The organism is Candidatus Thiodictyon syntrophicum, assembly GCF_002813775.1.
Taxonomy (GTDB): Bacteria; Pseudomonadota; Gammaproteobacteria; order Chromatiales; family Chromatiaceae; genus Thiodictyon; species Thiodictyon syntrophicum.
In genome coordinates this window covers 2434025-2446410 of the sequence record NZ_CP020370.1, presented here as the reverse complement: position 1 = coordinate 2446410, position 12386 = coordinate 2434025, and the positions used below count along the sequence as shown (strand labels likewise).

At 70.7% G+C, this 12386-nt stretch carries 9 protein-coding genes; 3 read left to right on the top strand and 6 right to left on the bottom strand.

Annotated features, from left to right (window positions below; translation table 11 throughout):
* Nucleotides 1–191: 191 nt before the first annotated feature.
* Nucleotides 192–680 carry an RDD family protein gene (locus THSYN_RS10250; protein ID WP_100919057.1) on the top strand — a complete coding sequence of 163 codons (489 nt, stop codon included), beginning with the start codon at nucleotides 192–194 and terminating at the stop codon, nucleotides 678–680.
* 72 nt (nucleotides 681–752) lie between these two features.
* Here THSYN_RS10250 and THSYN_RS10245 read toward each other — a convergent pair whose 3' ends face one another.
* Both THSYN_RS10245 and lptG read right to left on the bottom strand, forming a co-directional pair.
* Nucleotides 753–1436, bottom strand: a complete 684-nt coding sequence (locus THSYN_RS10245; RefSeq protein WP_100919056.1) for a DUF3782 domain-containing protein — start codon at nucleotides 1434–1436, stop codon at nucleotides 753–755.
* Between the two features lie 279 nt (nucleotides 1437–1715).
* The gene (gene lptG / locus THSYN_RS10240) at nucleotides 1716–2780 is read right to left on the bottom strand and encodes an LPS export ABC transporter permease LptG (protein ID WP_172965364.1); all 1065 of its coding nucleotides are present in this window, start codon (nucleotides 2778–2780) and stop codon (nucleotides 1716–1718) included.
* A 236-nt stretch (nucleotides 2781–3016) separates the two neighbouring features.
* Between lptG and THSYN_RS10235 the strand changes: the two genes are divergently transcribed.
* On the top strand, nucleotides 3017–4525 hold the full coding sequence (locus tag THSYN_RS10235) for a leucyl aminopeptidase (RefSeq protein ID WP_100919054.1): 1509 nt from the start codon (nucleotides 3017–3019) through the stop codon (nucleotides 4523–4525).
* Between the two features lie 240 nt (nucleotides 4526–4765).
* The gene (locus THSYN_RS10230; RefSeq protein ID WP_100919053.1) at nucleotides 4766–5188 is read left to right on the top strand and encodes a bacteriohemerythrin; all 423 of its coding nucleotides are present in this window, start codon (nucleotides 4766–4768) and stop codon (nucleotides 5186–5188) included.
* A gap of 39 nt (nucleotides 5189–5227) precedes the next feature.
* Here the strand turns inward: THSYN_RS10230 and THSYN_RS10225 are convergent, their stop codons facing one another.
* From THSYN_RS10225 to THSYN_RS10210, 4 genes are all read right to left on the bottom strand, one after another.
* On the bottom strand, nucleotides 5228–5707 hold the full coding sequence (locus tag THSYN_RS10225; protein WP_100919052.1) for a chemotaxis protein CheW: 480 nt from the start codon (nucleotides 5705–5707) through the stop codon (nucleotides 5228–5230).
* Nucleotides 5704–9540 carry an Hpt domain-containing protein gene (locus THSYN_RS10220; RefSeq protein ID WP_100919051.1) on the bottom strand — a complete coding sequence of 1279 codons (3837 nt, stop codon included), beginning with the start codon at nucleotides 9538–9540 and terminating at the stop codon, nucleotides 5704–5706. Before THSYN_RS10220 ends, THSYN_RS10225 begins: the two co-directional genes overlap by 4 nt.
* Nucleotides 9541–9629: 89 nt before the next feature.
* Nucleotides 9630–11648 (bottom strand): methyl-accepting chemotaxis protein, encoded by a 2019-nt coding sequence (locus THSYN_RS10215; protein ID WP_157817578.1) that lies wholly within the window; start codon nucleotides 11646–11648, stop codon nucleotides 9630–9632.
* A 28-nt stretch (nucleotides 11649–11676) separates the two neighbouring features.
* Nucleotides 11677–12267, bottom strand: a complete 591-nt coding sequence (locus THSYN_RS10210; protein ID WP_100919049.1) for a chemotaxis protein CheW — start codon at nucleotides 12265–12267, stop codon at nucleotides 11677–11679.
* Nucleotides 12268–12386 lie beyond the last annotated feature (119 nt).

The following is a 12386-nucleotide window of genomic DNA, read 5'->3' as shown; positions in this document are numbered from 1 at the left end:
CGGCGCAGGTCTCGCGGCCACCCGAACTGATCGGGCACCCCACCGGCCTTGATGCGCGCGCCAAACCCGCAGGGTACGCCGACCCCGCCCTGGCGCCAAGCCGCGCGGACGGGGACAATCCGGCCTGACCTTCAAGCCAGGCCACCGGCACCCGCCGGTCGTCAGACCCCATCGATCAAGCGGAGCCCGTCATGGCCCTTCCAACGGAAGTGACACCCCCTGAAACCCCTGAAACCGCCGCCCTCCAGGTTGCACGCCTGCCGCGCCGCCTAGGAGCCCTGCTGTATGACGGCATCCTGCTGTTCGCCCTGCTCCTGCTCGCCACCGCCCTCTTCATCATCCCCTACGACCTGCTCGCCGCCCGCCCCTACCCCCAGGGGGAATGGCTGTACCGGACCCTGTTCCAGGCCTATCTGCTCGCCGTGATCGTTGGGTTTTTCGTCTATTTCTGGACCCACGGCGGTCAGACCCTGGGGATGAGCGCCTGGCGCCTGCGCGTGGTGCGCGACGACGGCAGGCGCTTGAGTGCGCGCGATGCGCTGCGCCGGCTCGCCTGGGCGGCGCTGAGCCTGGCGCCCCTCGGGCTCGGGCTCTGGTGGTGCCTGTTCGACCGCGCGCATCTGGCTTGGCACGACCGGCGCTCCCGCACACGCCTCGTCGTGGTCCCGCGCGGACGCTAGCACCTCGCCAAAGCCCGGAGTCCAAGGCTTCAGCCTTGGCGGAGGGCTCCAAGGCCGAGGCCTTCGATTGCGCTACCAGGACTTGGGCTCAAAGGCGGCATCGTTGAGAATGCGCATGCTGTCCCCGGTCTGGGCCAGCACGAAGAGCCCTTGCCGGTAGGCGAAGCGATCGGCACCTTCTTCGATGCGCATACCAGCAACGGCACCGTGCAGTTGATGGTCGGCATATTCCGGAAAGAAGTGGCGAAAGCGGCGCAGGTCCTCCAGCAACTCCTTCACATCGTCCACCCGCAGGCTGGACTTGACCTCCACCATGACGACGTGGCCCAGATTTACGACCAGCACGTCAATCTCCAGGGTGTCGCCGTCTTTGCGCTTGAGCACCCGTCGGCTGACCATGTGGACCGGTATCCCCCGTTCGGTGAAGAGCCGCTCGCAGGAGGGGGCGACCAGGTTTTCCACGAACAGACCCCATTGCCCGCCGAGGCGGCCGAGTTGGCGGTTGACCTCTTGGATCTGGCGGTCGGTTTCCTGAATCCGGCGGTCGGTTTCCTGAGCCCGGCGATCGGTTTCCTGCGCCCGTTCCTGAATCCGGCGGTCGGTTTCCTGCGCCCGCTCCTGAATCCGCCGGTCGGTTTCCTGAACCCGTTCCTGCAACTGGCGGTCGGTTTCCTGAAATTTGCGATCCGTCTCTTTTTGGGCCTCCAGCAACTCGCGCAGTAGTGCCCAGACTTCGTCGGCGGTGGTAGCGGCCATTCCGGAATCCTCTTGAACAGTGGATAGGGAAACCTTGATTATAGCTTCGGCGGGCTTGATCCGCGTTCCGGCCGCTGGAGCGATCCGGCAAGTATCCGCCCGGGACCCGCTCCACGCCCGATCCGTAGGGTGGGTAGAGCGCAGCGAAACCCACCAATCAACGCTTGAGTTGCGCGCAAGCGATGGGTTTCGCTGCGCTCTACCCATCGGGAGCCTCCGGCGCGGTGCCGCGAGTACCGCGGCGTTGTCGGGTAGCCGCACAGCGGGCACCCGCGCCCCTCACCCCACCCGCCGCAACAACAGCAGGGCCGCGCCGATGAAGAGCACCGGTGGGGCCAGGGCGGCCGCGAGCGGGCTTAAGCCGTAGAGGAGCGCCAGATAGGAAAACGTCTTGCTCACCAGGTAATAGAGGATGCCGACCAGAACGGCGAAGAAGGCGCGCACACCGGTCCCGCGGCTGCGCGCGGAGCCCAGCAGGACGGGGATCGCGACCAATACCATGGACAGGGTGAGCAGGGGGTAGAGCACCCGGCCCCAGAAGATCACCTGGTAGTTGCTCGCATCCTGCGCATTGACCGTCATGAAGCGGATGTATTTCCACAGGCCCCAGACCGGCAGGATGCGCGGGTCGACCACCACCACCTCCAGGATGCCGGGATTGAGCAGGGAACTCCAAACGGCATTGGGCAGGCGCTCCACCTGCACCCCGTCCATGCTCACCCGGCTGCGCGAGAGGCCCTCCAGGACCCATTGGTGGTTCTGATAGCGCGCCCCCTGCGCATGGGTCGCGATCAGGGTCCCCGCGGCATTGTCCGCCTGGTAGATGAAGATGTCCCGCAGGCTGGTACCGGAGAGGATCTCGCGGATGTTGATATAGGTCCCCTGGTCGATCGCCCAGAAGCCGGACTCCGTCTGTTGGGTCACCGCCCCGGAGAGGGCGGCGCGCTTGATCTCGATCCCGCGCTGTTCCGCCACGGGGGCGACCACCTCGCCGATCAGCATGGCGCCGGCGGCCAGGAGCACCCCGCCCAGCAACCCGGCCCCCGCGATCCGCCCCACCGAGACCCCCGCGGCGCGCATGGCCACCAACTCGGAGCGGTTGGCGAGCGCGCCCAGCCCGAGCAGGGCGCCGATCAGGGTGGCGATGGGGAAGACCTGATAGGCGTAGCGGGGCAGGCTCAGGACCATGAACAGCAGGGCGTCCTGGAGGCGGTAGCCGGCCACCCCCACCTGCTCCAACTCGTTGGCGAGAACAAAAAATCCCAAGAGCGGCAGGAGCACGCCCAGGGTCAGGAGGGTGCCTGCGATCACCGCCCACGCCAGATAGCGGTCAAGAATTCTCAGTCCCATGGCCGGTCTCCTGGCAACGTCGCACCCGCTGGTTCTCGATCAAGAAAAAAAGGACTTGTCCGCACGCGAGTGCGGTGCCTGGCGCCTGACTGGTGCGCGGCGCCCCCCGGTGCCCGGCGCCGCGGGTGCTCACAGGTTTCGGGTCCGGCACGCAATCCGGTAGACTCATGCGTCCCCACATCGTAACCCCGAATGACTCACCAAAGAACCGCCCCCCGAGGTACCCCCCGATGGAGTTCAAGATCAAGACCGGCGACCTCTCCAGGCACAAGACCCCGTGCCTGGTCCTGGGCGTCTTCGAGAAGCGCAAACTCACCCCCGCCGGCGAGGCACTCGACAAGGCGAGCGGCGGCCGGCTGACGGAACTGCTGAAGAAGGGCGACCTGGACGGCGAGACCGGCCGCACCCTGATGCTCTATGACCTGCCCGGGGTGGCGGCGGAGCGGGTGCTCCTGGTCGGTTGCGGCAAGCGCAAGGAGGCCACGCGCACCAACTACCGCCAGGCGCTCGCCGCCTCCATCGACCTGCTCCAGCGCACCCATGCCGGGGAGGCCCTGTCCACCCTGGCGGAGGCGGCCCCGGAGGGGCTCAGCCAGTATCTTGCGGTGCGTGATGCCGTCACCACCGCCGCCGAGCGGGTCTACCGCTACAGCCAGACCAAGGACGACAAGCAGGCCCCCAAGACCCCGCTGCGGACCCTGACCCTGTGGGTCCCCAGGAAGCAGGACCTGGACGCCGCCGAGCAGGCGCGGCTGCACGGCGCCGCCATCGGCGAGGGCGTGACCCTGGCCCGGGAACTGGGCAACCTGCCCGGCAACCTCTGCACCCCGTCCTATCTCGCCGATCAGGCCCGCGAACTGGCGGCCCGCTTCGACCGGCTCGAGGTCGAGGTCCTGGAGGAGGCCCAGATGGAGGAATTGGGCATGGGCGCCCTGCTGTCGGTCTCTCGGGGCAGCCGCCAGCCGGCCAAGCTGATCGTCTTGCGCTACCAGGGCGGCCCCGCAGGCCTGCGCCCGGTGGTGCTGGTGGGCAAGGGGCTCACCTTCGACGCCGGCGGTATCTCGATCAAGCCGGCCGCCGAGATGGACGAGATGAAGTACGACATGTGCGGCGGGGCCGGCGTGTTGGGCGCCGTCCAGGCGGCCTGTGAGTTGGAGCTGCCGATCCACCTGATCGGCGTGGTCCCGGCCTCCGAAAACCTCCCGGACGGGGCCGCCAACAAGCCCGGCGATATCGTGAAGAGCCTGTCCGGCCAGACCATCGAGATCCTCAACACGGACGCCGAGGGCCGGCTCATCCTGTGCGATGCACTCACCTATTGCGAGCGCTTCGACCCGGCGCTCGTGATCGACTTGGCCACCCTCACCGGCGCCTGCGTGGTCGCCCTGGGCAAGCACCCCTCCGGGCTCTTTACCCCCGACGACCGACTCGCCCAAGAGCTCCAGGCGGCCGGCGACGCCGCCTGGGACCGGGTCTGGCGCCTGCCCCTGTGGGAGGACTACCAGACGCAACTCGACAGCAACTTCGCAGATATGGCAAATGTCGGCGGGCGCGAGGGCGGGGCCGTCACCGCCGCCTGTTTCCTCTGGCGCTACACCAAGAAGTACCCCTGGGCACACCTGGACATCGCCGGTACCGCCTGGCTCAACGGCAAAGAGAAGGGCGGCACCGGCCGGCCCGTCGCGCTCTTGGTGCAACTCCTGCTGGAGCGCAGCGGGGCGCTCGCCGCGGTCGCGTAAGGAACGAGTCAAGCGCAAATCAAGCACGAACCGATCGTTGTCGTTGTCGTTGTCGTTGTCGTTGTCGAGTTTATCGTACCGGCACGGATTCTCGCACCCAAAGTGCATCGCTTCTTCGATTACGATTACGATTACGACAACGACAACGGTGCCGGGAACAGCCCCTGAGCGTCTCGTTTGACTTATCGACGAACCGTGCCTCAACCGCCCATCCCCATTCACAGAACACACAGGTGATCCATGCTGCGCAACTGGTCAGAGGTCTACTCCGTCGGCATCCCGACGATCGATGAACAACACCAGGGATTCTTCGCCGCTTCCCACCGTCTTTACGAGCAGATCCTGGACCGCGAGGCCAACCAGGGGGTCGCGGAGGCGATCGCCTTCATGCGCGACTATGCCGGCAGCCACTTCCAGACGGAAGAGGCCTTTATGCGCGACCATGAGTACCCGGCACTCGCGGCCCACCAAGCGCTCCACGCCGCCTTCTTTGCCCGGCTGGACGCCCTGGCGGAAGACCTGGCGACCTTTGGACCCAGCCCCGATCTGGCCGAGCGGGCGCTCGACCTCACCCAGGACTGGCTGGTCGACCACATCGCCGACGAGGACGTGCTCTACGCCCTGCACGCCAAGTCGCACGCGGCCGGCGCCCCGCGGGACTGACGCGGCGGGCCGCCGCGCCGCCGCCGCGCGCCCGGGCGCTCAGCACAGCCCCGACGCGGCCAGCAAGGCCCGCTGCAGCGCGTCCGGGTCCAGCAGCACCGCCGGTTGGCCCTGAAGACGCAGCGCGATCACGCTGAAGGGGCGGCCGGGGGCCGCCGCCGGATCAGGGCTGAGGGAGCCCGGCGTGACCCGCTCCAGACGCGGCAGGGTCGGACTCGCGAGGGCAAAATACGGCAGGACGGGCGCGCCCGTCGGCGCCCGACACAGCACGACGTAAGGGCCCGCCGGGCGATCCGCGGCGGGGCCGGCACCCTGCCCCAGGCACACCACCGGCACCCTTAGCCCACGCCAGGGCAGCAGGCCCCTGAGCCAGTCCGGTGCCCCCGCCGCTGGGGGCCCCAGGGACGCGGCGCGCAGGACCTGCTCTACGGCCGCGACCGGCACCATCAGGTCCCAGGGGCCAGCCGCGGACGCCGTTGGGAGCAACAGGACGGGCAGCCCCCGCTCCACCCTGTTCACCTTGCCGGCGCCGGGGCGAGCGGCCCCGGCTCCTCTTGGTTCAGGGGAACGGCCGCCGCTGCGCCGTCCGCACCGGGCCTCTCGTTTCGGCCGCCGACGGTCTGCGCCAGGGCTTGGGCATCCAGAATCAGGGCGACCCGCCCGTCCGCCAGGATGGTGCCACCGACGAGCCAGCGCACCGCGGCGAGTCCTAGTCCCAGCGGCGTGACCGTGATGCGCGTGATACCGATCAGTTGGTCCACCTGCAGGGCCAGGCGCGGGGCGCCCGCGCTCGTGAGTAAGAGGGGCAGCCACCGGCGTTGATCCAGGTCCGACGCCGCCGTGGGATCGAGCAAACGGCCCAGGTGGGCGACCCGGTACCGGCAATCCTGCGCGGAAAAATCCTGCCCCTGACCGGCGTAGATAGCGGCCAAATCGTCCCGGGGGATACGCGCCAGGCCCGCGACGCCGGCCAGGGGAACCGCGTAGACCTGGCCCGCGACGCCCACCAGGAGGGCGGGCAGCAGGGGAGGCTGCAGGCGCGCAAGCCCGTCATGCACGGCGTGCGCCGACAGCTCGGGAGACAGCTCCGGGGACTGGCATGGTGTGGGCAATTGCGGGTCGACCACCGCGGACCCAAGGACCTCTATGAGGTCCGACGCCGGTTCCGCGGACGGGGCGGCCTCAACGCTGGGTGTGCCCGCGACGCCGCCATCGGTGTCGGCGGCCGGCTCGCCCCCGGCTGCCGCCGCGGGCGACGCGGGCAATTCGGCCAACGGCTCCCATGCGTCGGCGGACTCGACCAGCGCAAATGACTCGGGCACGCCGACGGACAGGCGCGGCGTCTCCTGATCGATCCCCTCCCCCGCCGCCAGCCATTGCGGCAAGTCCAGCGGCACCAGTTCCCAGTCGCGGGCGTCGCTGGACGCAACCGCCGGTGCGACCGCCGGCGGGGCGGGCGGCGCCGCACCGTCCCCCGCCCGCCCCCGCCGCTCGTCGGACGCCAGTTCTCCGTCCAGGAGATTCAATGCCTGTGCCAGTTCGGCGGCCAAGGCGTCCGCACCGGTGGCGGAGTCCTCGTCCGCCGGCCGCGGGGCGAGCGGGAACGAGGACACCGGGGCGGGCGGCGGCGGCACCGGCACTGGGAGCAGGTCCGGCAGGCTGTCCGCGGAGACGACCGTGCCCGGCGCCGCAAAGGGGTCGGCAAAGAGGTCACCAAAGGGGTCGGCAAAGGGGTCGGCAAAGGGCTCGTCCGCGGACAGCGCCGCGCCCTGCGCGTCCGGCTCCGGGCCTGGCCCGGGCTCAGGTGGCCAAGTCAAGAAGTCCGCCAGATCCGAATCCCGCCATGCCAGGTCGATGGCGGCGGAATCCGCGCCCGGCGCGCGCCCCTGGGTGCCACCCGGGAGGGTAGGCGCCGACCACTCGGCGAACCCTGAATCCGCTACGCCGATGGTCGTTGGCCCCGACTCCGGCTCCGGCCCCGGTTCCGGCAAGGCGGCAAGGGCCGCTGTCACGGCGCCCAGGGCCGCGACCCCCGGCCCCCCCGTCGGGACCTCCGCGATGCGGGCAGCGATGGCGCCCAGGGCCCGCTCGATCAGGTCCAAGAGCGCGGTCGGCACCGGGCTGGCCGCGACCTGGAACGGGCGCAACCGCTGCTCCAGGGACTGCGCCACCTGGGCGATGGAGTCGATACCGGCCATACCGGCGCTGCCGTTGAGGGTATGCAGGGCGCGCACCGTCGCCTCGTCCGGCACCGCCTGACCGACCGCGGCCCGCCCCAGGAAGGCGCGCAGATCGGCGAGATAGTGGACCATCTCGCCGCGAAACAGGTCCAGCAACTCCGGGTCGGCCGCAAACCGACTCACCCGATCACTATCGTCCGCGACCGCCGCACTGCCGGGGTCATCCCGGGCCCCGGCGCCGGGGGGCCAGTCCGGCGGCGGCGCCGCGGTCGGCGCCGACCGGCCGGGCTGGGCCTCGAACCAGCGGTCTGCGGACTCGATCAGTAACCCCTCGGATGCGGCGGGCGTCACCGGGTCCGCCGGGACCGGCCCGACCGCGGCCACTGGCGGGAACGGCGCAATTGGCGAGGGGGCCACCGCCGATGGCGGGGACCGGACCCAGGCGGCGGCCCTGCGCAACAGGGCGACGGTGTCCAGGGGGCGGTTCTGCGCCTCCGCGTTCACCAGCTCGGGCATCAGGTCAACCACCTCCGCCAGATAGGCCAAGAGGTCGGCATCGCGACTCAGACTGCGCTCGATCAACCCGTTGAGAATATCCTCCGCGGCCTGGGCAAGGTCGGCGACACGCGCCGCGCCGACCAGTCTCCCGCTGCCTTTCATGGTATGAAAGCCGCGGCGCAGTTGGGCCAGGGCGACCTCATCGCCCGGGTTGGCCCCCCAGCGCACGAATTGCTCGCCAATGCTCTCGAGCTCCTCCCGCGCCTCCTCCAGAAAGATGTCCAGGAACTCCGGCGCAATCCCCGCCCCGGCCCGCCCGCTTCCAGGGTACCCGCCAAGCGCGGACGCCGCCCCCGCGGCAGGATCATCCGGCGCCGGCGCGGCCGGTGGCGCGGGTGCCGCAGGCGCCGCCGCCGCGAACTGCATGGCCGCGAGACCGGGGGCACGCTCGCCGCGGGCGGACCGCGGACGCTGCGCGGCATAAGCCTGAAGCGCCGTCTCGATCCCCAGCAGCTCCGCCGTCAGGGGTTGCAGACGCGCCGCATCCGTGGCCGCATCGGCGGTTGCCAGGTCACCGAAACCGCCCGCCAGGGCGCGCAGGCGCTCGGCCGTGTCGCCGGTGTCGGCGCCTTCGAGTGCGCGCGCCAGATTGCGCATCCCCGTGCGCAGCGCGGCGAGCGGGGTCCGGTCGTCATGCTCACCACGCACGAAGAGGTCCAGGCACTCCTTGAGAATCGCAAGCTCGCCCAGCATCGCCTCGGCCAGGCCGGCCAGGGCCTCGGGCGCCCCCTCCAACACCGGGAGATCGACCGCCGGCCGGGCGCAGTGGGCGCGAATCTCGGCCACCAACACCGGCTGTACCTCGGCTTGATCCAACTCGGTCAGGAACTCATCGATCAGATCCCGGATCGCAGCCTCCGGCCAAGCCGGGGGGGGCGTGACGAGGGGCTTGAAGACCCGGTCCAGACGCCCGACCAGGGCCCGGGCGGCACTATCGGCGGCCACCTGGCCGCGTTGCAGACCTGCCGCATAGGCCTCGGCCAGGCGGAACAGATCGGCCAGAATCCCGTCCTTGATGAAGCGGTGCAATTGTTGGAACAGGCGACTGAGCTTAATCAGGCCCTCGGCGGCGGTGTCGGGACGGTACCAGTCGACCAGGTGGCGGTGGAAATGCGGCCGGACCTTGCGCAAGGCCACGGCCAGCGCCTCCAGGGCCTCCGGGGGCAGGTCCTCGTCCTCCATCGCCAGCACCGAGCCGGGGACCAGCAACTCCGCCGGGGTCAGCGGCGGGGCGCCGCGGGATTCGCGCAGATCGTTGATGGTCGGCCAGAGGCTCAAGGGGAGGACCTCGGCCCCGGCGTCCAGCCGGTCCAGATGACTGGGCAACTGGATCAGGGCCAGCATCATGGCCTCGGCCGCCTCCCTGGGGCTACGCACCCGACGCTCGGCCATGGCATCGCACAACCGCTGCATCTCGTCGACCAGGCGCGCGGGCAGCGTGAGCTGCAGCGCGAGCAGGACCCCGCGCACCTCGAACAAGGCCTCCACCGCATCGCCCAAGGCACTGGGCTCACTGGTCTGCCCATAGCTTTCCACCAGGCCCTTGACCCGGCGCAGGGTCATGGCGATCTCACCTTTGACCCATTTCAGGCCACCGACAACTTTCTCTGCCATGGGATGACTTCCCTTGGTGTAGACCCTTGGATCGGGTCCTGATTCAGACCCGGGGATAGCGCCCGGACCACCGGTCCGCGCGCCGTTCGTCATGGCATCCGCAACGCGGCCGCCAAGCCTTGCAGCTCGGCGGCGACTGTCACCAAATCCTCATGCGCCTGGACCAGGCCGCGGATCCCCTGCGCGTTCTGCGCGGTGATGGCGCGCAGCGGCTGGAGCGTGTCGGTGAGGGACTGCGACTGGCGCTGTATGGCGTCGGCCACACCCCTGACCAGATCGGCACCGGCGACGCCGGCAGTCTCGATCTGGGTCAAGGCCTCCCCGGCCTGCGGCAGCAGATCGGCAACCGGCGCCGCGGCGGCGCTGCCGGTCTGCAAGGACGACCACGCCGCCGCCAGATCCGACTGGAGGGTGCGCACCAGGGCCTGGCCTTGACCGGTGCTGTCGCCGGACGCCCCGGCAACGCGCAGCACCTCCTCGGCGAACACCGTGCAGTCATGCCCCGCCTCCTCCGCCCTGGCCGCCTGCATGGCCGCGTTCAGAGCCAGGATGTTGCTCTCATCGACACTATCGGCGAGCCGTTCGAGGAGGGCCGCGAGCGTCTGCGCGGTCTCGCCGCAACGAGTGAGGTACTCGCTGCCCGCATGGAACCGGCCGCCGGCGGCGGCCATCCCGGCGAGGGCCTCGCGCCCCATCTGGATGCCGCGCCTGGCCACGGCCGCCGCCTGCGTCGCCGCTCCGGCGGACGCGGCGGCCTGGCCACCGAGCGCATCCAAGTCAGCAATGAGCGTTTGGACGGCACCGCAGAGCAGCGCGATCTGCCCCGCCTGGACGGCCGCCGCCTCGCGCAGGTGCAAGGCCTCGGCACGCGTCTGCGCGACCGATGCCATCAGTTTACCGGCAGTCGCATCGATGCTGTGGTGCAGCCGCAGTTGTCCTCCCACCCCATCCTCGTCGGCCCCGAGCCCCGGGCCAGTCGGGCGGCCGCGCTCAAGACGATCATCGAAGCCGTCAGCACTGCCGTCAGCGGGCGGGCTGTCCGACGCCTGCCGCAGGACCAGGGCAGCCGCGGCGTCCCGCTCGCCCCGGCGGCGGGCGGCGCCCTCCCGGCGCCGGAGTGCGCGCAGGGCGAGCAGGAGCGCACTGACCAGGGCCAGGGCGCCATATACCGGGGCCGACCAGGGGCCGACCGGCAGCGGGCCCAGTCGCGTCGTACGCGGGTCCCGCCAAGCCCCCGCCACCAGTGGGTCGAGGGCGGCGGCGAACTGCTGCGCGTCCGCTTGCATGGGCTCCAGGGTCGTGAGCACGGGCTGGGCCTGGGGGGCCAACTTGGCTATCGGGTCCGCCGCCAGGCGCACGGCCTCGAACAGCTGGGCCGTCTCCTGAAGCGAGGGCCCGGCCGCCGCTTCGGCCCGGGCGCCGGCCTCGGCAACCAGGGTCTGGAGACTCGCGCCAAAGGTCGCGAGCGCCACCGTGCCGGGGTCACCAGCGTAAGGGGGCGCACCGTCGATGCCCGGCAGTGACCGAAAGTCGGACCTCATGGTCGCGATCCGCGCCAGCTGCCAGCCCGCCTCCAGGACCTGCCCCGCGGGCGCCCCCTGCGCGGCCATCAGCTCAGCGGACTTCGCCATCGACGCCGCAAGCTCGTTCAGCAGGGGGGTCGTCGCGGCGAGTGCCGCACGGACCCCCACGATCGCGTCCTGCGCGGCCAGTATCCGGTCAGCGGCCTCACGATAGGCAAGCCAGGCGCCTTGTGCCGTCGCCATCGGCGTTGCGCCGGGCGGCAGCGGGACCCCGCCGGTGAGCCCGTCCATCAGCGACTGCACGTGATCCCGCTCGCCGCGCAACTGGGCAAAGGCACCTTCGTCTCCCTGCAGCGCCGCCGCGGCGGAGTGCACCAGTTGCCGGCCGGCCACCTGCGCGGCGGCCGCCGCCCGCGACCGGCTCAGGATGCGCGCGTCCAGGTCCCACGTCAGGACGACGCTCGTCAGTGCCAGGCCGGCACCGAGCGCCAGGCACAGCCAGAGGCTGATCGTCACCGCCGCGGCAGTGCCGACAGGCGCGGTGCCGTCGGCCGTCCCGGCACCTGTCTTGGTTCGTATCGCCATCTTGTACCGACTCCAGGTCCGGTTGAACTTAGCCAAGACCCATCGGCGGAGCCGCCGACAAGAGGTCCAGGGCGAGCACCGGCACCACCTCGCCGGCGAGGTCGAAGGCCTCATCGACGAAGGGCCGCAGCACCGCGGGGCCGCCAGGCGGCGGGGCCCGGCGCGCCCCGTGGTCGCAGTGGCGCAGGCCGAGCACCGCGGTCACCGCCAGGCCGCAGGGGGGGCCGTCCTGGTGCACCACCAGGACGCGCTCAGTGTCGCACCGGGCCGCGGGTCCGCCACCGATCAGGGCAGCCAGGTCGAGAATCGGCAACAGGGTGCCCTGGTGGTTGGCAATCCCGCGCACCCGGTTCCCGGTTCCAGGCACCGGGGTCAGGTCGGGCGGGACCTCCAGCACCGCGGCGATCTGGTCCAAGTGCGCCAGGAAGCACCAGTCATCGACCCGCACCAGGAGCCCGGACCAGTGCGCGAGCCCGACCTGATCCGCCGGTGGGCGAACCCCCGGGGCCGGATAGCGCGCCGCGACCCCGGCGACCAGCTCATACAATTCGGCACCGTTGCGGACCTGGGCACCGGGCCGCACCGCGGCGGTCGGCCACGGGTCGCCGTCATCACTCATCGCGCGCCCTCACCGACCTGCGGTCTTGGTCCTGGTCTTGGTCTCGTCTTGGTTTCATCATCGCCGTTGCCACCACCTTGCTCAGGCCCCGGAACGCCCGCCGACACCGCGGCAGACAG

Bases quoted from the DNA above. Each gene is read 5' to 3' on its own strand.
- THSYN_RS10235 (WP_100919054.1), top strand. From the start codon at position 3,017: ATGGAGTTCAAGATCAAGACCGGCGACCTCTCCAGGCACAAGACCCCG.
- THSYN_RS10215 (WP_157817578.1), bottom strand. From the start codon at position 11,648: ATGGCGATACGAACCAAGACAGGTGCCGGGACGGCCGACGGCACCGCG.
- THSYN_RS10250 (WP_100919057.1), top strand. From the start codon at position 192: ATGGCCCTTCCAACGGAAGTGACACCCCCTGAAACCCCTGAAACCGCC.
- THSYN_RS10220 (WP_100919051.1), bottom strand. From the start codon at position 9,540: ATGGCAGAGAAAGTTGTCGGTGGCCTGAAATGGGTCAAAGGTGAGATC.
- THSYN_RS10230 (WP_100919053.1), top strand. From the start codon at position 4,766: ATGCTGCGCAACTGGTCAGAGGTCTACTCCGTCGGCATCCCGACGATC.
- THSYN_RS10245 (WP_100919056.1), bottom strand. From the start codon at position 1,436: ATGGCCGCTACCACCGCCGACGAAGTCTGGGCACTACTGCGCGAGTTG.
- THSYN_RS10210 (WP_100919049.1), bottom strand. From the start codon at position 12,267: ATGAGTGATGACGGCGACCCGTGGCCGACCGCCGCGGTGCGGCCCGGT.